General features: G+C 62.0%; 14 protein-coding genes. 12 read left to right on the top strand and 2 right to left on the bottom strand.

Going from position 1 to position 22,523, the window contains the following annotated elements; all coding sequences use genetic code 11:
• The first annotated feature begins 177 nt into the window (after positions 1-177).
• The 9 genes from KI237_RS28025 to KI237_RS27985 all read left to right on the top strand — a co-directional run bounded on the left by KI237_RS28025 (position 178) and on the right by KI237_RS27985 (position 15,871).
• Positions 178-1,155: a dipeptidase gene (locus KI237_RS28025; RefSeq protein ID WP_212797918.1), complete on the top strand. Its 978-nt coding sequence runs from the start codon at positions 178-180 to the stop codon at positions 1,153-1,155.
• 79 nt (positions 1,156-1,234) lie between these two features.
• Positions 1,235-1,765: a DUF5943 domain-containing protein gene (locus KI237_RS28020; RefSeq protein ID WP_212797917.1), complete on the top strand. Its 531-nt coding sequence runs from the start codon at positions 1,235-1,237 to the stop codon at positions 1,763-1,765.
• A 15-nt stretch (positions 1,766-1,780) separates the two neighbouring features.
• Entirely contained in the window at positions 1,781-3,841 is a 2,061-nt protein-coding gene (gene dgcA / locus KI237_RS28015) for a dimethylglycine demethylation protein DgcA (RefSeq protein WP_212797916.1), read from the top strand.
• Between the two features lie 163 nt (positions 3,842-4,004).
• Positions 4,005-5,957 carry a dimethylglycine demethylation protein DgcB gene (gene dgcB, locus KI237_RS28010; protein WP_212797915.1) on the top strand — a complete coding sequence of 651 codons (1,953 nt, stop codon included), beginning with the start codon at positions 4,005-4,007 and terminating at the stop codon, positions 5,955-5,957.
• A complete protein-coding gene (gene etfA / locus KI237_RS28005; RefSeq protein WP_212797914.1) occupies positions 5,954-7,174 on the top strand; it encodes an electron transfer flavoprotein subunit alpha in 1,221 nt (406 codons plus the stop codon). Before dgcB ends, etfA begins: the two co-directional genes overlap by 4 nt.
• Before the next feature lie 13 nt (positions 7,175-7,187).
• On the top strand, positions 7,188-7,958 hold the full coding sequence (gene etfB / locus KI237_RS28000; protein WP_212797913.1) for an electron transfer flavoprotein subunit beta: 771 nt from the start codon (positions 7,188-7,190) through the stop codon (positions 7,956-7,958).
• A gap of 1,185 nt (positions 7,959-9,143) precedes the next feature.
• The gene (locus KI237_RS27995) at positions 9,144-12,596 is read left to right on the top strand and encodes a GMC oxidoreductase (protein WP_212797912.1); all 3,453 of its coding nucleotides are present in this window, start codon (positions 9,144-9,146) and stop codon (positions 12,594-12,596) included.
• Between the two features lie 134 nt (positions 12,597-12,730).
• Positions 12,731-14,599: a c-type cytochrome gene (locus KI237_RS27990; protein WP_212797911.1), complete on the top strand. Its 1,869-nt coding sequence runs from the start codon at positions 12,731-12,733 to the stop codon at positions 14,597-14,599.
• 27 nt (positions 14,600-14,626) lie between these two features.
• Positions 14,627-15,871 (top strand): metallophosphoesterase family protein, encoded by a 1,245-nt coding sequence (locus KI237_RS27985; RefSeq protein ID WP_212797910.1) that lies wholly within the window; start codon positions 14,627-14,629, stop codon positions 15,869-15,871.
• A gap of 102 nt (positions 15,872-15,973) precedes the next feature.
• Here KI237_RS27985 and gbca read toward each other — a convergent pair whose 3' ends face one another.
• Entirely contained in the window at positions 15,974-17,269 is a 1,296-nt protein-coding gene (gbca, locus tag KI237_RS27980) for a glycine betaine monooxygenase oxygenase subunit (protein ID WP_212797909.1), read from the bottom strand.
• Between the two features lie 283 nt (positions 17,270-17,552).
• Here gbca and gbcB point away from each other — a divergent pair, with 283 nt between their 5' ends.
• Entirely contained in the window at positions 17,553-18,653 is a 1,101-nt protein-coding gene (gbcB, locus tag KI237_RS27975) for a glycine betaine monooxygenase reductase subunit (RefSeq protein WP_092333406.1), read from the top strand.
• Between the two features lie 172 nt (positions 18,654-18,825).
• On the opposite strand, the gene KI237_RS27970 is transcribed toward gbcB, so the two are convergent.
• Positions 18,826-19,866, bottom strand: a complete 1,041-nt coding sequence (locus tag KI237_RS27970; RefSeq protein ID WP_212797908.1) for a threonine aldolase family protein — start codon at positions 19,864-19,866, stop codon at positions 18,826-18,828.
• A gap of 397 nt (positions 19,867-20,263) precedes the next feature.
• On the opposite strand from KI237_RS27970, the gene KI237_RS27965 reads away from it, so the two are divergent.
• Positions 20,264-20,968, top strand: coding sequence for a TraX family protein (locus tag KI237_RS27965; protein ID WP_212797907.1), 705 nt, complete (start codon positions 20,264-20,266; stop codon positions 20,966-20,968).
• 301 nt (positions 20,969-21,269) lie between these two features.
• Positions 21,270-22,523 (top strand): serine hydroxymethyltransferase, encoded by a 1,254-nt coding sequence (gene glyA / locus KI237_RS27960; protein ID WP_047228145.1) that lies wholly within the window; start codon positions 21,270-21,272, stop codon positions 22,521-22,523.

Raw genomic sequence — 22,523 nt, 5'->3', positions numbered from 1 at the left:
CGGCTAAAGAACAGACGGGCAGGGTGGGCCTGTTGCAGTCCATTGTCGTGGATTGACGCTTTCGGCAATTCCCCTGTCGTTTTTGCACCGGGTCGCCACGGCCCTCCGGCATATGCTGGCCCCAAAGCGCCGGCACACGATTCGGCGCATGAATCGCTGACAAAAGGGGACTGCCTGATGAGCCCAGCCGAACTGCACGCTGACAGCATCGTTATCGACGGGCTGATCATTGCCAAGTGGAACCGCGACCTGTTCGAGGACATGCGCAAGGGCGGCCTGACCGCCGCCAACTGCACCGTGTCGGTGTGGGAGGGCTTCCAGGCCACCATCAACAATATCGCCGCCAGCCAGAAACTGATCCGCGAGAACAGCGACCTGGTGATCCCGGTGAAAACCACCGCCGACATCCGTCGCGCCAAGGAGCAGGGCAAGACCGGCATTATCTTCGGCTTCCAGAATGCCCACGCCTTCGAAGACCAGCTTGGCTATGTCGAGATCTTCAAGCAGCTCGGCGTCGGTGTGGTGCAGATGTGCTACAACACCCAGAACCTGGTGGGCACCGGTTGCTACGAGCGCGACGGCGGCCTGTCGGGCTTCGGTCGCGAAATCGTCGCCGAGATGAACCGGGTCGGCATCATGTGTGACCTGTCCCACGTCGGTTCCAAGACTTCCGAAGAAGTCATCCTCGAATCCAGGAAACCGGTCTGCTATTCCCACTGCCTGCCGTCCGGCCTGAAAGAACACCCGCGCAACAAATCCGATGAAGAACTGAAGTTCATCGCCGACCACGGCGGTTTCGTCGGCGTGACCATGTTCGCGCCGTTCCTGGCCAAGGGCATCGATTCGACCATCGACGACTACGCCGAAGCCATCGAATACACCATGAACATCGTCGGCGAAGACGCCATCGGCATCGGCACCGACTTCACCCAGGGCCACGGCCAGGACTTCTTCGAAATGCTGACCCACGACAAGGGCTACGCCCGTCGTCTGACCAGCTTCGGCAAGATCATCAACCCCCTGGGCATCCGCACCGTGGGCGAGTTCCCGAACCTCACCGAGACGCTGCTCAAGCGCGGCCACTCCGAGCGGGTGGTGCGCAAGATCATGGGCGAAAACTGGGTCAACGTCTTGAAAGACGTCTGGGGCGAATAAACGCCGCCGCACCGCCAATCCTCTACCTGCGGCCCTCTGCGCCGCAGGCAATACCACGAATTTCCGGAGTCAAGTTTTCATGGCCAAGATCGCCCCGCAACTGCCTATCGAAGTCGACAGCGAAACCGGTGTCTGGACCTCCGACGCCCTGCCGATGCTGTACGTGCCGCGTCACTTTTTCGTCAATAACCACATGGGCATCGAAGAAGTGCTGGGCGCCGAGGCCTACGCCGAGATTCTCTACAAGGCTGGCTACAAATCCGCCTGGCACTGGTGTGAAAAAGAAGCCGAATGCCATGGCCTGGAAGGCGTCGCGGTGTTCGAACACTACATGAAGCGCCTGTCGCAGCGCGGCTGGGGCCTGTTCAAGATCCAGGACATCGATCTCGATAAAGGCACTTGCAGCGTCAAGCTCGAACACTCGGCGTTCGTCTATGTGTACGGCAAGGTCGGGCGCAAGGTCGACTACATGTTCACCGGCTGGTTCGCCGGCGCCATGGACCAGATCCTCGCCGCTCGCGGCAGCAAGATCCGCACCGTGGCCGAGCAGGTCTACGGCGGTTCCGAAGAAGGCCACGACGACGGCCTGTTCATCGTCAAGCCGTTGTAAGTCGAGGATTGCGCCATGGCTTTTGAAGCAATGTTCCAGCCGATCCAGATCGGCAAGCTGACCATCCGCAACCGCGTGCTCAGCACCGCGCACGCCGAGGTCTACGCCACCGACGGCGGCATGACCACCGATCGGTACGTCAAGTATTACGAAGAGAAGGCCAAGGGCGGCATCGGCCTGGCGATCTGCGGTGGCTCGTCGGTGGTGGCCATCGACAGCCCGCAGGAATGGTGGAGCTCGGTGAACTTGTCCACCGACCGCATCATCCCGCATTTCCAGAACCTGGCCGACGCCATGCACAAGCATGGCGCCAAGATCATGATCCAGATTACCCACATGGGCCGGCGCTCGCGCTGGGACGGTTTCAACTGGCCAACCCTGATGTCGCCGTCTGGCGTACGTGAGCCGGTGCACCGCGCCACCTGCAAAACCATCGAGCCGGAAGAAATCTGGCGGGTGATCGGCAACTACGCCAGCGCCGCCAAGCGCGCCAAGGCCGGTGGCCTGGATGGCGTCGAGCTGTCGGCCGTGCACCAGCACATGATCGACCAGTTCTGGAGCCCGCGGGTCAACAAGCGTACCGACGAGTGGGGTGGCACTTTCGAGGGCCGGATGAAGTTCGGCCTGGAAGTGCTCAAGGCCGTGCGTGCCGAAGTGGGCGACGATTTCTGCGTGGGCATGCGCCTGTGCGGTGACGAGTTCCACCCGGACGGCCTGTCCCACGAGGACATGAAGCAGATCGCCAAGTACTACGACGATACCGGCATGCTGGATTTCATCGGCGTGGTGGGTTCGGGTTGCGACACCCACAACACCCTGGCCAACGTTATCCCGAACATGAGTTATCCACCGGAGCCGTTCCTGCACCTGGCCGCCGGTATCAAGGAAGTGGTCAAGGTCCCGGTGCTGCACGCGCAGAACATCAAGGACCCGAACCAGGCCACGCGGATCCTGGAGGGCGGTTACGTCGACATGGTCGGCATGACCCGCGCCCACATCGCCGACCCGCACCTGATCGCCAAGATCAAGATGGGCCAGATCGACCAGATCAAGCAGTGCGTCGGCGCCAACTACTGCATCGACCGCCAGTACCAAGGGCTGGACGTACTGTGCATCCAGAACGCCGCGACCTCCCGTGAATACATGGGCGTGCCGCACATCATCGAAAAATCTACCGGGCCGAAACGCAAGGTGGTGGTGGTCGGTGCCGGTCCTGCGGGTATGGAAGCCGCTCGCGTGGCGGCCGAACGTGGGCACGACGTGACCCTGTTCGAGAAGAAAGAATTCATCGGCGGGCAGATCACCACCGCCTCGAAAGCCCCGCAACGGGACCAGATCGCCGGTATCACCCGCTGGTTCCAACTGGAGCTGGCGCGGTTGAAAGTCGACCTGCGCCTGGGCGTGGCGGCTGACGCGGCAACCATCATGGACGTGCGTCCGGACGTGGTCGTGCTGGCGGTTGGCGGGCATCCGTTCCTGGAGCAGAACGAGCACTGGGGCGCCGCCGAAGGGCTGGTGGTCAGCAGTTGGGACGTGCTCGACGGCAAGGTCGCGCCGGGCAAGAACGTGCTGGTCTACGACACCATTTGTGAGTTCACCGGCATGTCGGTGGCGGACTTCCTCGCCGACAAAGGCAGCCAGGTCGAGATCGTCACCGACGACATCAAGCCGGGCGTAGCCATTGGCGGGACCTCGTTCCCTACCTACTACCGCAGCATGTACCCGAAAGAAGTGATCATGACCGGGGACATGATGCTGGAGAAGGTCTACCGCGAGGGCGACAAGCTGGTGGCGGTGCTGGAAAACGAATACACCGGGGCCAAGGAAGAGCGCGTGGTGGATCAGGTGGTGGTAGAGAACGGCGTGCGTCCGGACGAAGAAATCTACTACGCCCTCAAGGAAGGTTCGCGCAACAAGGGTCAGATCGACGTTGAAGCCCTGTTCGCGATCAAGCCCCAGCCGTGCCTGGAGCAGAGCGGCGATGGTTACCTGCTGTTCCGCATCGGCGACTGCGTGGCCCAGCGGAATACCCACGCGGCCATCTATGACGCCCTGCGGTTGTGCAAGGACTTCTAACAGCTTGCACATGATCCTGTGGGAGCGAGCTTGCTCGCGAAAGCGGTGGGTCAGTCAATTCAAACAGGACTGACAGAATGCAATCGCGAGCAAGCTCGCTCCCACAGGAGCCGGGTAAGGCATCTCGACCTGCAAGACCCTGAAGTCTTTGGGAGCAACACCTATGTTGAACACCCTTCTTCCCATCCTGCTGTTCGCCGCCCTGGGCCTCGCGGTCCTTGGCGCCTTGCGGCGGGTGAACATGTGGCGCCGCGGACGACCGGCCAAGGTCGACCTGATCGGCGGTCTCTTGGCCATGCCCAAGCGCTACATGGTGGATTTGCACCATGTGGTGGCGCGGGACAAATACATTGCCAATACCCACGTCGCCACGGCCGGTGGCGCGGTCGCGTCGGTGGTGCTGGCGATCCTGGTCCACGGCTTTGGCCTGCATAACCGTTTCCTTGGCTACGCATTGCTGTTGATGTCGGCGGTGATGTTCGTCGGTGCGATCTTCGTCTACCTGCGTCGGCGCAATCCGCCGGCCCGTTTGTCCAAGGGCCCCTGGATGCGCCTGCCGAAAAGCCTGTTGGCCTTCTCGGCGTCGTTTTTCCTGGTGACCCTGCCGGTGGCCGGTATCCTCCCGGAAAACTTCGGTGGCTGGCTGGTGGCGGCAGTGCTCGGTGTTGGTGTGCTGTGGGGCGTTTCGGAGTTGTTCTTCGGCATGACCTGGGGCGGGCCGATGAAGCACGCCTTTGCCGGCGCCCTGCACCTGGCTTGGCACCGTCGCGCCGAGCGCTTTGGCGGCGGTCGTTCCACCGGTCTCAAACCGCTGGACCTGAACGACCCGACTGCACCGCTAGGGGTGGAAAAACCCAAGGATTTCACCTGGAACCAACTGCTTGGCTTCGACGCCTGCGTGCAGTGCGGTAAATGTGAAGCCGCGTGCCCGGCCTTTGCCGCTGGCCAGCCGCTGAACCCGAAAAAACTCATCCAGGACATGGTCGTCGGCCTGGCCGGCGGCACCGATGCGAAATTCGCCGGCAGCCCATACCCCGGCAAACCGGTGGGCGAGCACAGCGGTAACCCACATCAGCCGATCGTCAACGGCCTGGTGGACGCCGAGACCCTGTGGTCCTGCACCACCTGCCGGGCCTGCGTCGAGGAATGCCCGATGATGATCGAGCACGTCGATGCCATCGTCGACATGCGTCGTCACCTGACCCTGGAAAAGGGCGCAACGCCGAACAAAGGCGCCGAGGTGCTGGAAAACCTCATCGCCACCGACAACCCTGGCGGCTTCGCCCCAGGCGGGCGGATGAACTGGGCGGCGGACTTGAACCTGAACCTGCTCAGCGAGAAGAAATCCACCGACGTGCTGTTCTGGGTCGGCGACGGTGCCTTCGACATGCGCAACCAGCGCACCCTGCGCGCGTTCGTCAAAGTGCTCAAGGCGGCGAAGATCGACTTCGCCGTGCTCGGCCTCGAGGAACGCGACAGCGGCGACGTGGCCCGGCGCCTGGGTGATGAGGCGACGTTCCAGCTGTTGGCCAAGCGCAACATCCAGACCCTGGCCAAATACAACTTCAACCGCATCGTCACCTGCGATCCGCACAGTTTTCACGTGCTGAAAAACGAATACGGCGCTTTCGATGGCAACTACCTGGTGCAGCACCACAGCACCTACATGGCGGAGATCATCGACGCAGGCGCACTGAATCTGGGCCAGCACAAGGGTGACAGCGTGACCTATCACGACCCGTGCTACCTGGGTCGCTACAACGGCGAATACGAGGCGCCGCGCCAAGTGCTGCGTGCGCTGGGTATCGAGGTCAAGGAGATGCAGCGTTCCGGGTTCCGTTCGCGTTGCTGCGGCGGTGGTGGTGGCGCGCCGATCACGGACATTCCGGGCAAGCAGCGGATCCCTGACATGCGCATGGAAGACATCCGCGAGACCGGCGCCGAACTGGTGGCCGTGGGTTGTCCACAGTGCACCGCGATGCTGGAAGGCGTGGTCGAGCCGCGGCCGATGATCAAGGACATTGCCGAACTGGTGGCCGATGCGCTGCTCGAAGACGCGGCCCCGAACAAACCCGTGGCCCCGACCAAACGTGAACCCGCGGAGGTGCACTCATGAGCGACATCATCCGCCGCGACCCTCGCGCCGAGTGGATCGCCCGCAACCGCCTGCACCCGCTGCACGCGGCCATGCAACCGGTGCAGCATAGCTGGATGGGCCCCAACGGCATCATCCGCAAGAACGTTCATGGTGTTGGTTTCATTGGCCCCAACGGCATCAAGCGCATCGACCGCAGCGGCGCCCAGCAGGGTGGCGCGACCAAGCGTACTGCCGCCGCCGAGGTGCAACTGCCGTTGCATCAGGTGCCGCAACCGGCGTTCTACATCAGTGTGGTGCCGGACATGGTCGGTGGCCGCCTCAGCAGCCACGACCGCGATCTGCTGGGCCTGGCCCACCAGCTTGCCGGTAGCGAAGGCGCGGTGTTGGCGGTGGTCTTCGGCGAGCACAAGGAAAGTACCTTCGCCACGGCCGGTGTCGACCGCTTGCTGGTGCTCGACGGCGAGGCATTCAGCGGTTATGCACCGGAACAACGCGTGCAAGGCCTGCGGGCTGTGGATAACCAGTTCAGTCCACGCCATTGGCTGTTACCTGACAGCCGCACCGGTGGTGGCGAACTGGGTCGGCGTTTGGCCGCGGCCCTGGGCGAACGCCCGGCCACTCGGGTCTGGCAGGTCAAGGGTGAAGAGTGCATCGGCCGCGCCGGTGCCGGCCTGCAAGACCTGGCGCGGCCATTGGCGCGCTTGATCCTGGCGGCGGCCGAATGCGCTGAACCGGTCAGCGAAACCCGTCACGAAGCCCTGCCGGTGGAGTTATCCACAAGCGTGGCCCGCAGCTTGTCGCGCATTGAAGACCTTGGCGCAGTGGCGGTGGACCCGGCTGCGATCCCGATGGCCGAAGCCGAATTCATTTTCTCCGGCGGAAACGGGGTCAAGGACTGGGATCTTTTCCACAAGACCGCAGCGGCCCTGGGCGCCACCGAAGGCGCTTCGCGGGTGGCGGTGGACGACGGCTTCATGGCCCGCGATCGCCAGGTCGGTGCGTCCGGCACCTGGGTTACCGCGCGAGTCTACGTGGCCGTGGGGATTTCCGGGGCGATCCAGCACCTGCAGGGCATTGGTGCCTGCGACAAAGTGGTGGCAATCAACCTTGATCCGGGTTGCGACATGATCAAACGGGCGGACCTGTCGGTGATCGGTGACAGCGCGGCGATTCTCCAGGCCTTGATCGCGGCGGTAGAGGCTTACCGCAACGAAGCTAGGCGCGATGCGGCTTAAGAAGGATAAGTTGATGAGTACCCAAGTGATCAGCCTCGTGTCCATCGGCGCCCACCCCACGTCCGGGCGGCCCCGGCGCGCTGAACAGGATGCCCGGGCCGTGGAGTTGGGCCTGCAACTGGCCGGCAGCGACCTGCAAGTGTTGCACGCCGGTGACGTGGCCGAGCCGGCCCTGCGCGCCTACCTGGGCATGGGCCTGGACGAACTCCATGTCCTGGAAAACCCCGACGGGGCCGACGCCCTGCCGGCCCTGACCGACTACCTGCGTGACGCTGGCGCCCAAGTGGTGCTCACCGGCAGCCAGGCGGAAACCGGTGAAGGCTCGGGGATGCTTCCATTTTTGCTGGCGGAAAACCTCGGTTGGCCGTTGGTGGTGGGGCTGGCCCAGGTCGAGTCCATCGATGGCGGTGTGGCCCTGGTACTGCAAGCCCTACCCCGCGGCCAACGGCGACGCCTCAAAGTGCGCCTGCCGTTCCTGGCCACTGTGGATAACGCTGCGCCAAAACCCCGGCAAAGCGCCTACGGCCCAGCCCGGCGTGGGGCATTGCATGCCGAGGAAGTCGAAGTGATCGACGACACCTTGCTGGCGGTGGCAACCCTGCAACCGGCCAAGCCACGCCCCAAACGCCTGAAAGTGATCAAGGCCAAGAGCGGCGCCGACCGCATGAAAGCCGCCACGGCCAAGGCCAGCGGCGGAGGCGGGCAGGTGCTCAAGGGCATGAGCCCTGAGGCAGGGGCCGAGGCGATTCTCAAGTTGTTGGTGGAGGAAGGGGTGGTTCGCTAAATCTGCCCTGCATCGTCGTCAACCGACCTTCCGCCATCGCGAGCAAGCTCGCTCCCACAGGGGATTGGCGGTGCGTTTGGACGTTGTGCCTACACCCAATCATTGTGGGAGCGAGCTTGCTCGCGATAGCGGTCTGTCAGTTAGCAATGATGGTGGCTGACAACCCGTCATCGCGAGCAGGCTCGCTCCCATAAGGTGTTGCGGTGTTACCCACAATCCCTGTGCGCGCCTCTGTGGATAACCTGTTCGCCCCTCGCTGCGCCCCATACAAACCAGGCCCTGCAGGCTTACGCTCAAAAAATAGCCAGCTTAACCCACGGTTTTTATTGGCTTTTCTATGTGAATGAGAGGCCGTTCCAGTCGAAACTTGCCCCCAATCTCTGTTGGCGCTTCTGTGGATAAGATGTTCGCTGTACGCTGCAAGCCATACGGGACGGGGCGTTCAGCGGGCTGATCATAAAATGATCGATTGACTGTTTTTATCAGGAAAACCTCCGGAAAACCCGGTTTTACAAGCCGTTCAAAGGGTTTTCCACAGAAGTGTCAAAATTACCCCCAAACACTGTTGGCGCTTCTGTGGATAAGGTGTTCGCTTACAGCTACACGCCTTGTCAGCTATGGCTTACAGGCTTTTGATCAAAAAACAACCGATAGGCCGTAAAAACCGTCATTGTTCATAAGTCACGGTTTTTATTCACTTTGCCGATGGAAAAATAACGGGCATCCGCACACTTGTCCCCATTTGCTGTGGGTCGCCATGTGGATAACTTGTTCGTCAAACGCTGCAAGCCACGGCGGGCATAGCGCAAATCGCGATAGGTCAAATTTCATACAGTTCTAAGTCACGCCCTTGACGAGGGTCTGTGGGCTGTCTTCACTCCATGGCACAAGGACATCGCCACTTTATCCACATCAGGTTCAGGGAGAACGCATGATGGATAGCAAGGACCCCCGCTCACACCCGCAGTCATCGGCGACCTGCGTCCCGACACCTCCCACCTTGTTGCACAAACGCATTCATCGTCGCGCCGTCAATCAGCGTGCGCGTCTATAGCGCCCGGTTTTTCCCCTGTAGCACCCGCTGACTGTCGCCGGACCTTGCGAGGGACGGTGGCCAGGCGTTCGTGCGCCTGTCGATTTGCAGGCAACCGCAGAGTTGCCCCTTCTGCCTGAGAGGACTTGAACATGACACGGATCTCGACACCCATCAGTGACATCCAGGAGCATTACGACGTGATCGTCATCGGTTCGGGCTATGGGGGCGGCATTGCTGCCTCGCGTCTGTCCCGGGCCGGGCGCAAGGTGTGCCTGCTGGAGCGTGGCCGGGAAATCCAGCCCGGCGAATACCCCAATACCCTGCTCGCGGCCACCGAGGAACTGCAAGTCCACGATCCGGATGGCCACATCGGTTCGCGTACCGGGCTGTTCGACCTGCACGTCAACGCCCAGCAGAACGTGGTGGTCGGTTGCGGCCTGGGTGGCACGTCGCTGATCAATGCCAACGTTTCGCTGGAGCCCGAGCCTGGCGTGTTCGAGGACCCGCGCTGGCCCCAGGCGGTCCGTGAGCACCGCGACACGCTGCTCAAGGACGGCTACGCACGGGCCCGGGAGATGCTCAAGCCCAACGCCTATCCGGCGTCGGAGCCGAACCTGCCCAAGCTTGATGCCCACAAGAAGTCCGCCGATTACCTCAAGCAAGGCGCGCATTTCTACACGCCCCCGATCAACGTGACTTTCGACAAGCTGCCCAACAACCTTAACCACGTCGGCGTCGAACAACTGCCGTGCAATGGCTGTGGCGATTGCGTCTCGGGTTGTAACAACAAGGCCAAGAACACCACGCTGATGAACTACCTGCCGGATGCCTGGAACCACGGCGCCGAGATTTTCTGCCAGGCCGAGGTGCGGCACCTGGAGCGCGACGGCGATGGTTGGATCGTGCACTTCCAATACCTGGACAGCGGCCGCGAGATGTTCTCGGCGCCGACCCTGTTCGTGCGGGCTGACATCGTGGTGGTGTCCGCCGGCACCCTGGGCTCCACCGAAATCATGCTGCGCTCGCGGGACAAGGGCCTGTCCATGTCCAGCCAACTGGGCGAGAACATGAGCGGCAACGGCGACATCCTCGGCTTCGGCCACAACTGCGACCAGGTCATCAACGGCATCGGTTTCGGTGCGCATTCGGCCAAGGAACTGGCGCCGGTGGGGCCGTGCATCACCTCGATCATCGACATGCGCACCGAGGGCGACTGGCGCAGCCGCATGGTCATCGAGGAGGGTTCGATTCCCGGTGCCCTCGGCCGGGCCATGGTGCCGAGCATGGCGGCGTTTGCCGACATGATCGGCGTGCCCACCGACACCGGTTTCGGTGCGAGCCTCAAGTACAAGGGGCGCGAGACCGAGAGCTTCTTGCGCGGGCCTTACTACGGCGCGCTGCACAACATGCAGACCTACTTGATCATGAGTCATGACAACGCCAAGGGTCGCATGCTGCTCGACAGCAAGGATCAGTTGCGCATCGACTGGCCCGGCGTCGGCGAACAGGAGAACGTCACCCTCGGCAACGAGCGGCTGCACCAGAGCACCAAGGCCCTGGGTGGGATCTGGGTGGAGAACCCGATCTGGACCAAGCTGCTCAAGCACAGCATCGTCTCGGTCCATCCCTTGGGCGGTTGCGTGATGGGCGAGGATGCGACCCAAGGCGTGGTCAACCACAAAGGCCAGGTGTTCAGTGGCACCAGCGGCACCGATGTCTACCCGGGCCTGTACGTGACCGACGGCGCGGTGATCCCGACGTCGTTGGCGGTCAACCCGTTGCTGACCATCTCGGCGGTGAGCGAACGCAACATGGGCCTGTTGGCGGCTGATCGGGGCTGGATCATCGACTACACGCTGCCCTCGGCCCCGCGCAAAGCGGTGGCGGCGCCGACGCTCGGCGTGCAGTTCACTGAAACCATGAAGGGCTACTTTTCCACTGCCTTCACTCAACCCCAGGGCACTGATCTGGGCCTGTACGAAGCGGCGGCCAAGCGTGGCAAGGCTGACAACTCGCCCATCGAGTTCACGCTGACCATCACCGCCGCCGACCTCAACCGGCTGATCAAGGAGCCGGAACATGCGGCAACCCTGGTGGGCACCCTGGATGCGCCGTTACTCAGTGCGCAACCGCTGGTCGCCAGCAATGGGGTGTTCAACCTGTTCGAGCAGTACCAGGAACAGGTCGGCGTGCGGCACATGAACTACGACATGAAGCTGACCGCCGAAGACGGCAGCGACTATTACTTCAGCGCTTTCAAGACCGTGCCCGAGGACAACGGCGTGCTGAACATCTGGCACGACACCAGCACCCTTTACGTCACGCTTTATCGCGGGCCGGACAAGACCGGCGCAGTGATCGGCTCCGGGGTGATGCACATTCTGCCGGCCGATTTCGCCAAGCAAATGACCACCATGAAAGTGCTCAACGCCCGCAATGAGCGTGAGCGTGTGGAGGCATTGGCGCGGTTTGGCAAGTTCTTCGCCGGGATCCTGTGGGAAAGCTACGGTGGGGTTTTTGCCGGCGACGTCTACTTCAACCCGGACGCGCCACCCCGGTTGAAACGACCACTGGACGCGCCGGCGCCGGCCGTGCATTTCTTCCAGACCGAAGACAACGTCGAGCTGCGCCTGACCCGTTACCAGGCCGGCACCAAAGGCCCGGTGATGTTGGTCCATGGCCTGGGCGTGGGCTCGAATATTTTCTCCACTGACACCATCCACACCAACCTGCTGGAATACCTCTGCAAGCACGAATACGACGTCTGGTTATTGGATTTGCGGGTAAGCATCCTGTTGCCGGCCAGCAAAAATGAATGGAACGGCGACCAGGTGGCCCAGTACGATTTCAAGGCCGCCATCGAGCAGATCCAGCAAGCGACCCTGGCCCGTGACGTGCAGTGCGTGGTGCATTGCTACGGTGCGACGACGTTCTTCATGTCGATGCTGGCGGGCTTGCAGGGTGTGCGTTCGGTGGTCTGCTCGCAGATCGCCGCCGACACGGTGGTTGCCACCGCCACCGGCCTGAAAGCCGGTTTGCATTTGCCGGGGATGCTCGATGCCATCGGCATCAAGTCCCTCACGGCCTACGCCGACACCAAGGAAAGCTGGTTCAACAAACTCTACGACAAGGCCCTTAACGGCTATGCCCGGATCGAGGCCCAGGGCTATTGCACCAACCCGGTCTGCCATCGCATCACCTTCATGTATGCGTCGCTGTACCGCCACGACACCCTCAACGAAACCCTGCACGACAACCTGCATGAGTTGTTCGGCGAGTCGAACATCCAGACCTTCGAGCACCTGGCGCTGATCGTGCGCAAGGGGCACCTGGTGGACTTCAAGGGCAACGACGTCTACATGCCCCATTTCGATCGGTTGAAGTTGCCGATCTGCTTTATCAGCGGCGCCGATAACCAGTGCTACCTGCCACAAAGCACCCTCAAGACCTACGAACGACTGTGCGAGATGCACGGCCCGCAGTTGTTCAGCCGCCATGAAGTGCCGGGGTATGGGCATATCGACTGCATGTTCGGCAAGGATGCGGTGGTGGATGTGTATCCGATCATTCTCGAACACCTGGAAAAGACGGCGCTGGGTTAGGACCGAGTCGACTTCTTCGCGAGCAGGCTCGCTCCCACAGGAGATCGCACACCCATGTGGGAGCGAGCTTGCTCGCGATGACAATCATCAGAGCGCTGCATCTCGTGAGTCCGGAATAAGGAAAAAGGATGCCCATGAACACCTACATCCGCTGGTTCCAACGCATCATCTGGGTCGGGATTGTCATGAACATGTTCTTCGCGATCCCGGCGCTGTTCGCGCCGGCATTGCTGACGTCCATGATCGGCCTGCCCCCCGTTTTGTCCGATCCCTGGCTGGAAAACGCCGGCATGTTGCTGGTGGGGATCAGCCTGTTCTACATGCCCTCGGGCTTCAACGCGCCGCGTTTCGTGGTGCATTCGTGGTTGTGCGTGCTGTCGCGGCTGGTGGCGGTTGTATTCTGGATCTACCTGATCAACACCAACAACCAGGGCTCGTTGTTCGTGCCGATGTTGATGGGCGACTTGAGCATGTTCCTGATCCTGGGTGTGCTGCTGTACCTGGGTAGCCCAGAGGCCAATCGTCCGCTGGCCTTGCTCTGCGCCGGCTGGCGGGAATGGCGCGCCGGTTGGGCGTTGCGCTGGCAGAGCCACGGTTTCAAGGTCGGCACGCTGCTGGTGCTGCTGGTGCTGGGCTTCATCGGCTACCAGACCTGGTACCAGATGATCCGGGAAGTGCCGCAACCGGACTTCGCCTCCGACGAAGACCATTACAAATACGCCGCCATCGGCCTGGGCATCGAGGCGCGGATTCCCTACTACCTGTTCGCCGTGCTGCCGCAGATGTGCCCGGAAAAACTGCCCAAGCCTGGCGGTTACGAGGTGTTCGGTTTTCTCTATGAAAACGGCAACGACCTGCCCATCGGCATGGCCAAGCGGCAGCTCGGCTACCCCACGGTAGAGCCCAACTGCGCGCTGTGTCACACCGGCTCCTATCGGGCCAACGCCAGTGACGTAGCGATTCCGGTCGCCACCGCACCGGCCAATACCCTGCAACTGCAAGCCTTCCAGTGGTTCGCCTACGATTGCGCCAGCGACCCGAAATTCACCCCCGATGCGGTGATGGCGGCGATCAATGGCAAGTTCCAACTGGGTTTTTTCGAGAAGCTGTACAACCGTTATCTGATCATCCCGATGGCCAAGAGTGCGCTGCTCAAGCAGAAGCAGGCCTACGCCTGGCAGAAGCTGCGTCCGGCCCAGGGGCCAGGGCGGACCGACACCTTCAACCCGACCAAAATGGTGGTGTTCGGCTTCCCGGATGACTCCACCATCGGCACTGTGGACCTGCCGCAGGTCTGGAACCAGAAACCGCGCGAATCCATGTACCTGCACTGGGACGGCAATAACAACAAGATCCACGAACGCAACTACGCAGCGGCCATGGCCGTGGGCGCGACGCCGCAATCGGTGCTGCCGCCCAGCTTCAACCGCGTGACTAACTGGCTGCTGGGCCACAAGGCGCCGGCCTGGCCGTTCGCCCTGGACCAGGCGAAAGTCGCCCAGGGCAAACCGATCTGGGAGAAAAACTGCGCCAGTTGTCACGATTTTGGCCGCAGCGACACCGGTCAGGTCACCACCAACATCGACCAGTTGGGCACTGATCCCCATCGCCTGAACTCCTTCACCGTCGGGCTGGTGACGGCGTTCCACGGCTTCAAGAAGCCGCCATTCGACTTCAACGCCTATCGCAAGACCCAGAGCTACAGCAACACGCCCACCGACGGCATCTGGCTGCGCGCGCCGTACCTGCACAATGGTTCGGTGCCGACTCTGTGGGATTTGCTGCAAGCGCCGGAGCAGCGTCCGCAAGTGTTCTTCACTGGCTCCGACCTCTACGACCAGGAGAAGGTCGGCTTCGTCACCAGTGGCGCGCAGATGAAGGCGTCGGCGGATTTCAAATATGACACCCGTCTGGAAGGCAACCACAACGGCGGCCACCTGTATGGCACGCAGCTGTCGGACGTCGACAAACGGGCCCTGATCGAATTCATGAAGACCCTGTAGCCCAGGGCATTGCGAAGGAGCGTTCACATGTCATTACTGCACCATTGGGAACATGAGTTCGACAAGCTCAAGGTCCGTTTGCACGGGTTGGTCACGCGGCTGGAGATGTCCTGGCAGAAACTCGTCAACGAGCTCGAGCCTGAAGAGTTCGAGGCCATCGTCAAGCTGCTGCAGCGAGGCCATGACCAGGCCCAGCACGTCATCAAGCATGGCGAATTGCCGGACGACGAACCGGCTGTGCCATGGGAGTTGTCCCACGGCTTGTCGATCCTCAAGATCGGCAATGCCACGCCCTTGCCGCAAAGCGAGGACGAGCTACCGACCCGGGTGCTCAAGGACGGCACCTTGCTGGGCTGTCGCAAATGGGAACTGCTGGACCTGTTGTGGAGCGAGGCGCTGCTCAAGTGGATCGAGAACCTGCGCCACCACGCGCCGTTCGCCACCAACCCGGCGTTGGTGAAAATGGACAACGACGTCGTGCTGGCTATCGCTGGCGACTGGGGCACCGGGCCATTTGACAGTCATGCCCCGGCAGTGGCGGTGGCCAACCAGATGCAACTGGCCCTGGCCGATTTCACCATCCATCTGGGTGATGTGTATTACGCCGGCACCCATTCCCAGGAAGACGTCGACATGGTCGGCTGGCCCCAGGGCAAACACGGCTCGTTCACGCTCAATTCCAACCACGAGATGTACAGCGGTGCCCACGGCTATTTCAAGGAACTGTCCAAGCGTTTCCCGGTGCAGCAGGGCACCAGTTACTTTGCCTTGTACAACGACGACTGGTTGGTGGTTGGCCTCGACAGCGCCTACGCCTCGGACGCCATGAACCTGTACATGGACGGCACCCTCAACACCCAGCAGATCGAGTGGATGAAAACCCTGCCCAAGCGCAAGAAACTCATGGTGCTCAGTCATCACCAGGGTTTCGATATTTCCGGGCACAACAAGACGGCGCTTTACCAACCGGTGTGCGATGCCTTGGGCCGAGAGCCGGATTATTGGTATTGGGGGCATTTGCACAACGGCATCTGCTACGCGCCGCAAGGCGGATTGCATGCGCGCTGCGCCGGGCACGGGGCGATTCCCTACGGCACTACCAGTGAGTTGAATGGACACGCCCGGGTGCTGTGGTCGGAAACGCAGTTGGCGGGAGACGAGGTGTATCCGCAGCGGGTGTTGAACGGGTATGTGAAGGTGCGGCTGAAGGGGGAGGAGATTGTCGAGACGTTCTACGGGGAGGATGGCAGCGTGCGGTGGTCTTCCAAGTAGTCGGTGAATGTCGAGCCGCTATCGCGAGCAAGCTCGCTCCCACAGGTTTTGTGAACGACATAGAACCCTGTGGGAGCGAGCTTGCTCGCGATGCTTTTGACTTTAGCCCTGGACCGGCACGCCCTTGAGGTACGGCGCCGGTTCCGCCCCCAGGTTGTTGAGCAGGCGCTCGCTGTACCAGTCGACGAAGTTCACCACGCCGAACTCATAGGTCTTGGAGTACGGGCCTGGCTGGTAGGCGGTGGAGTTGATGCCGCGCTGGTTTTCTTCGGCCAGGCGACGGTCCTGGTCGTTGGTGGCGTCCCAGACTTCACGCATGCGCGCGACGTCGTAATCCACGCCTTCGACCGCGTCCTTGTGCACCAGCCACTTGGTGGTGACCATGGTTTCCTGGGCGCTGATCGGCCACACGGTGAACACGATGATGTGGTCGCCCATGCAGTGGTTCCACGAGTGTGGCAGGTGCAGGATACGCATCGAGCCCAGGTCCGGGTTCTTGATGCGGCCCATCAGCTTGGCGCAGCCTTGCTTGCCGTCCATGGTCATCGACACGGTGCCCTTGAGCAGCGGCATGCGCACGATACGGTTACGCAGGCCGAAGCTGGCGTGGGCGTAAGGGATCTTCTCGGCGTCCCAAGCGGCGGCGGAGGCGGCCACGTGGTCCTTGAAGGCCTGGTCGGCCCGCGGGTCGGTGACGTCGTCCCATTCCAGCAGGGTCTTGAGCAATTCGGGGTGCGAGGCGTTGCAGTGGTAGCACTCGCGGTTGTTTTCCAGTACCAGCTTCCAGTTGGCTTTTTCCATCAAGGTGGTTTGCACCGCCACCTTGGTGTTCTCCATGTCGTACGGTTCCATGTAATGGTTCAGCGTCGACAGGAAGTCATCGATGGCCGGCGGGTTCTCGGCCAGGCTGATGAAGATGTAGCCCCCCGCGGTCTTCACGTTCACCGGCTTGAGGCCGTACTGCTTCATGTCGAAGTCGGCGCCCATCTCGGTGCCGGCGAACAGCAGGCGACCGTCCAGCTCGTAGGTCCACTGGTGGTAGTGGCAGACCAGCTTGGCGACTTTGCCCTTGTCGCTGGTGCACAGGCGTGAACCGCGGTGGCGGCAGACGTTATGGAAGGCATGCACCACGCCCTCGGCACCACGAATCACGATGATCGGGTTCTTGCCGATTTGCAGGGTCAGGTAGTTGCCCTTGGCCGGGATTTCGCAGGTCATGCCGGCGATCAACCATTCCTTCTGGAAGATTTCCTGCATATCGATATCAAACAAGCGCTCATCGCTGTAGAACGGTTGCGGCAACGAGAAGGTACGTTCGCGCTCTTGCAGCATTTGCGCGGTGGCCTTGCGTGCGGGTTCCAGCGGATCGCCCAGGCTCAGGGTGGTGGTGACGTCCATCGTTTTATCCTCATGGCCCTCTACGTGGCCGGCGAAAAATGACTAATCGGTTGTGCTACGCAAGGCAGAAAACTTTGTTTATCTGTTGGGGCGAGTGTGGGGCCGCGCAGGGGCGCAACCTTATCCATGGGCGACATGGCCCAATCTGTTCCCGACGCGCAAGCCCCGGTAGTTGGGGGCTGGTCGCGATAAGTATGTGAATGTCGCAGATAGGTAAATGGTCACCCAGGCGCCTGCGCACAATCGCCAACATGAAGGCCGACAGTCGGCCGTGGAGATCAGCATGTCCAACAACTTCCTGAACCCGGTCACGACCCAGACCTGGGCCAATGGCCGACATATCGTACGTTGCGTCAAAGTCATCCAGGAAACCTGGGATGTGCGCACCTTCTGCTTCATGGCCGACCAGCCGATCATGTTCTTTTTCAAGCCGGGGCAATTCGTCACCCTGGAGCTGGAAATCGAAGGCCAGCCGATCATGCGCTCCTACACCATCTCCAGCTCGCCGTCGGTGCCCTACAGTTTCTCGGTGACCATCAAGCGCGTGCCGGGGGGCAAGGTGTCCAACTGGTTGCACGACACCCTGCACGAAGGCCAGGAGCTGGCGGTGCACGGGCCGGTGGGGTTGTTCAATGCCATCGATTTCCCGAGCCCGAAAGTCCTGTACCTGAGCGGTGGCGTGGGGATCACGCCGTGCATGTCCATGGCGCGCTGGTTCTACGACACCAACGCCAATGTCGACATGACCTTTATCCACAGCGCCCGCTCGCCCAAGGACATCATCTATCACCGTGAGCTGGAGCACATGGCGTCGCGGATCGACAACTTCAGCTTGCACCTGATCTGCGAAAAACATGGCCTGGGCGAGCCCTGGGCTGGTTATCGCGGTTATCTGAACCACAAGATGCTGGAATTGATGGTGCCTGACTTCCTCGAGCGCGAGGTGTTCTGTTGCGGCCCGACCCCATACATGACCGCGGTCAAGCGCCTGCTGGAAGCGGCCGGCTACGACATGAAGCGTTACCACGAGGAGTCCTTCGGTGCCACGCCACCGGAAGCCCGCGCCGACGCCGTGGAACAGGCCGAACAAGCAGCCGACGCCCCGGAAGTCGACGCGGCGGACCTGCACCTGGTGGAGTTCACCTCCTCGGGCAAGAGCATTCGCGTGGGGCCGGGCGAAACCGTGCACGCCGCGGCTGCCAAGCTCGGCATGATGATTCCCAAGGCCTGCGGCATGGGCATCTGCGGCACCTGCAAGGTGCTGAAGCTGGGCGGGGAAGTGGAAATGGATCACAACGGCGGGATCACCGAGGACGACGAGGCCGAGGGCTACATCCTGTCGTGCTGCAGCGTGCCGAAGGGGGATGTGCGGATCGATTTCTGATCTGTCCATCCAAGTAGCGGTGAGCCCCTCCTGTGGGAGCAAAGCTTGCTCGCGATGCAGACAACTCGATCCAAAGGAGATCGCGTCGATTTCATCGCGGGCAAGCCTTGCTCCCACAGGCTTTGCTCCCACAGTAAGCCCGGGGGGGCATGACAGGCTTGGGGCGGCTTTCCTAGCCCGCCATCACTTCCCGAATATCCGCCGCCAATTCCCGCACCCGTGCTTCTTCGGTATCCCACGAGCACATGAAGCGTGCGCCGCCTTTGCCAATGAATGTGTAGAAACGCCAGCCCTTGGCGGTCAGCGCGGCGATGGCCGGTTCCGAGAGTTGCAGGAACACGCCGTTGGCCTGGACCGGGAACATCAGTTCCACGCCGGGAATGTCGCTGACCAGCTCTGCCAGCAATTGGGCGCAGTGGTTGGCGTGGCGGGCGTGCTTGAGCCAGGCCTGGTTCTGCAGCAAGCCGACCCAGGGCGCGGAGAGAAAACGCATCTTCGAGGCCAGTTGCCCGGCCTGCTTGCAGCGATAGTCGAAGTCTTCGGCCAGGTCATGGTTGAAGAACAGGATCGCTTCACCCACCGCCATGCCGTTTTTCGTGCCGCCGAAGCACAATACGTCCACGCCGGCCTTCCAGGTCAGGTCGGCCGGGGAGCAGCCGAGGAAGGCGCAGGCGTTGGAAAAACGCGCGCCGTCCATGTGCAGGTTCAGCCCCAGTTCCTTGCAGGTGACGCTGATGGCGCGGATTTCTTCCGGGGTGTAGACACTGCCGACTTCCGTGGCCTGGGTCAGGGTCACGACCCGGGGCTTGGGGTAGTGGATGTCCTGGCGCTTGAGGGCGATCTCACGGATCGACTCGGGGGTCAGCTTGCCGTTTTCGGTGCGCGCCACCAGCAGCTTGGACCCGTTGGAGAAGAACTCCGGTGCGCCGCATTCGTCGGTTTCGACGTGGGCGGTTTCCGAGCAGATCACGCTGTGGTAACTCTGGCACAGTGAGGACAATGCCAAAGAGTTGGCCGCCGTGCCGTTGAACGCGAAGAACACTTCGCAGTCGGTTTCGAACAAGACCCGGAAATCGTCCGCCGCGCGGTGGGTCCACTCGTCGTCGCCGTAGGCGCGCTGGTGGCCATGGTTGGCTTCTTCCATGGCCGCCCAGGCTTCGGGGCAAATGCCGGAATAGTTGTCGCTGGCAAACTGTTGACTCTTGTCGGTCATGGCCTTGCTCCTTGAATAGAGAGTCCTGGGTAAAGAGATCCCTGGCGGAATGCCCGGGTGGGGCGTTCCCTGGTTTTCGGCGTGCTTGGGTCCACAGCGCCGTGGTCGATCATGGTCCGGCGCGCTTGAGTGGGCGACGCCGTGGTCAATCATGGTCCGGCGCGCTTGAGTGGGCAGCGCCGTGGTCAATCATGGTCCGGCGCGCTTGAGTGGGCAGCGCCGTGGTCAATCATGGTCCGGCGCGCTTGAGTGGGCAGCGCCGTGGTCAATCATGGTCCGGCGCGCTTGAGTGGGCAACGCCGTGGTCAATACTGGTGCGCACTTTACCCAAGATTAGCGGGGGAACACACCGGATGTTTCTGTCGGAAAGTATCAAACTCATCGAGCCGTTTTACACATGAGCCGGCGCGACGGGGCGCTGGACCTGCTCAAGTGGCTGGCTCTGTTAGCGATGGTGTTCGATCATCTGCGATATGTCGGGTTCTCCGTCGATTGGCTGTACGTGCCGGGGCGCTTGGCTTTTCCGTGGTTCTGCCTGGCGATGGCGGCGAACCTGGGGCGCAGCGGGGCCAGTGCCCGCCCGTGGCGTTACCTGGGCTGGTTGCTGTTGTTCAGTGCTGTCAGCGAGATACCTTACCGGCTGTTTTTTCCCGAGCCTGCCACGCTGAACGTCATGCCGACCCTGGTCTTGGGCCTGCTGGTGGCGCGCGGCTGGCAGGCACCGACATGGGCTGCGCGCGGCCTGGCTGCGGTGGCGTTGCTGTTGGCGGTGCTGTTTACCACGCAACTGATGTTCGGTTTTTTCGGCGTGCTGCTGCCGCTGGCGATGCTGCTGGTGTTGCGCCGGCCCTGGTATTTGGCGGTGTGGCCGGGGTTGGTGTGCGTGGCGGCCAATCAATGGCGGGTGCTGTATGGCGCGGCGTGGCTGGGGGATGGGGTGGCGATCGGCGGGTTGGTGGCGTGTCTGTTTGCGCCATGGCTGGGGCTGGTGCTTTTGCGACACGCTGGTCGTTTTCATCCTCCGCCAATGCGCCGCTGGGCATATGGCCTTTATCCCACGCATTTCCTGGTCTTGCTCGCGGTTCGCCATGTCGCGGCATAACTCTCAAGGAGCAACATTTTGCGAGCCAAGCCTGTGGGAGCAAGGCTTGCCCGCGATGAAAGCGACGCGGTCTCCCATGAACCGAGGTGCCTGGATCGCGAGCAAGCTTTGCTCCCACGGTGCTATCCCGCCGGCCTTGCTCCCCTACTCTTTGACCGCATGTCGTAAACGCACCTTTGCGTGGCGTCCATAGGCATTTGACCTGCCTGCGCCAGCCATACCATCGCATCCAAAGGGCACGACCGAATGGTCCGTGCCTCACCGAGACGAAAGGCGCACCGCCGCCGCTGGGAGAGACGCGATGTTCAGCAAGCAAGACCAAATCCAAGGCTACGATGATGCACTGCTGGCGGCGATGAACGCTGAGGAGCAACGCCAGGAAGATCACATCGAGCTGATCGCGTCAGAGAACTACACCAGCAAGCGCGTGATGCAGGCCCAGGGCAGCGGCCTGACCAACAAGTACGCCGAAGGCTACCCGGGCAAGCGCTACTACGGTGGCTGCGAGCACGTGGACAAAGTCGAAGCCCTGGCCATCGAGCGCGCCAAGCAGTTGTTCGGCGCCGATTACGCCAACGTCCAGCCGCACTCCGGTTCTTCGGCCAACAGCGCCGTGTACCTGGCCTTGCTGCAGGCCGGCGACACCATCCTGGGCATGAGCCTGGCCCACGGCGGTCATTTGACCCACGGTGCCAAGGTGTCGTCCTCGGGCAAGCTCTACAACGCGGTGCAATACGGCATCGACACCACCACCGGCCTGATCGACTATGACGAAGTCGAGCGCCTGGCGGTCGAGCACAAGCCGAAGATGATTGTTGCCGGTTTCTCCGCTTACTCCAAGACCCTGGACTTCCCACGCTTCCGCCAGATCGCCGACAAGGTCGGTGCCCTGTTGTTCGTCGACATGGCCCACGTGGCTGGCCTGGTCGCCGCCGGTCTGTACCCTAATCCACTGCCTTATGCCGATGTGGTCACCACCACCACCCACAAGACCCTGCGCGGTCCACGTGGCGGCCTGATCCTGGCCAAGGCCAACGAAGAGATCGAGAAGAAGCTCAACGCCGCGGTATTTCCCGGCGCCCAGGGCGGCCCGTTGATGCACGTGATCGCCGGCAAGGCGGTGTGCTTCAAGGAAGCGGCGGAGCCTGGCTTCAAGGCTTATCAGCAGCAAGTGATCGATAACGCCCAGGCCATGGCTGGCGTGTTCATCAAGCGCGGCTACGATGTAGTGTCCGGTGGTACCGATAACCACCTGTTCCTGGTCAGCCTGATCCGTCAGGGCCTGACCGGCAAGGACGCCGATGCTGCCCTGGGCCGTGCCCACATCACCGTCAACAAGAACGCCGTGCCGAACGACCCGCAATCGCCGTTCGTGACCTCGGGCCTGCGCATTGGCACCCCGGCGGTGACCACGCGTGGCTTCAAGGTGACCCAGTGCGTCACGCTGGCCGGCTGGATCTGCGACATTCTCGACAACCTCGGCGATGCCGATGTCGAGGCCAATGTCGCGCAGCAAGTGGCGGCCTTGTGCGCGGACTTCCCGGTTTATCGCTGA

The sequence above is a fragment of the Pseudomonas sp. St316 genome (genome assembly GCF_018325905.1).
Lineage (GTDB): Bacteria > Pseudomonadota > Gammaproteobacteria > Pseudomonadales > Pseudomonadaceae > Aquipseudomonas.
The sequence above is the reverse complement of the archived record's forward strand: the minus strand, read 5'-3'. Positions and strand labels throughout refer to the sequence as shown.

Bases quoted from the DNA above. Each gene is read 5' to 3' on its own strand.
- KI237_RS27985 (WP_212797910.1), top strand. From the start codon at position 14,627: ATGTCATTACTGCACCATTGGGAACATGAGTTCGACAAGCTCAAGGTC.
- dgcA (WP_212797916.1), top strand. From the start codon at position 1,781: ATGGCTTTTGAAGCAATGTTCCAGCCGATCCAGATCGGCAAGCTGACC.
- glyA (WP_047228145.1), top strand. From the start codon at position 21,270: ATGTTCAGCAAGCAAGACCAAATCCAAGGCTACGATGATGCACTGCTG.
- KI237_RS27995 (WP_212797912.1), top strand. From the start codon at position 9,144: ATGACACGGATCTCGACACCCATCAGTGACATCCAGGAGCATTACGAC.
- etfB (WP_212797913.1), top strand. From the start codon at position 7,188: ATGAGTACCCAAGTGATCAGCCTCGTGTCCATCGGCGCCCACCCCACG.
- gbca (WP_212797909.1), bottom strand. From the start codon at position 17,269: ATGGACGTCACCACCACCCTGAGCCTGGGCGATCCGCTGGAACCCGCA.
- gbcB (WP_092333406.1), top strand. From the start codon at position 17,553: ATGTCCAACAACTTCCTGAACCCGGTCACGACCCAGACCTGGGCCAAT.
- KI237_RS27990 (WP_212797911.1), top strand. From the start codon at position 12,731: ATGAACACCTACATCCGCTGGTTCCAACGCATCATCTGGGTCGGGATT.
- etfA (WP_212797914.1), top strand. From the start codon at position 5,954: ATGAGCGACATCATCCGCCGCGACCCTCGCGCCGAGTGGATCGCCCGC.
- KI237_RS28020 (WP_212797917.1), top strand. From the start codon at position 1,235: ATGGCCAAGATCGCCCCGCAACTGCCTATCGAAGTCGACAGCGAAACC.
- KI237_RS27965 (WP_212797907.1), top strand. From the start codon at position 20,264: ATGAGCCGGCGCGACGGGGCGCTGGACCTGCTCAAGTGGCTGGCTCTG.
- KI237_RS28025 (WP_212797918.1), top strand. From the start codon at position 178: ATGAGCCCAGCCGAACTGCACGCTGACAGCATCGTTATCGACGGGCTG.
- KI237_RS27970 (WP_212797908.1), bottom strand. From the start codon at position 19,866: ATGACCGACAAGAGTCAACAGTTTGCCAGCGACAACTATTCCGGCATT.
- dgcB (WP_212797915.1), top strand. From the start codon at position 4,005: ATGTTGAACACCCTTCTTCCCATCCTGCTGTTCGCCGCCCTGGGCCTC.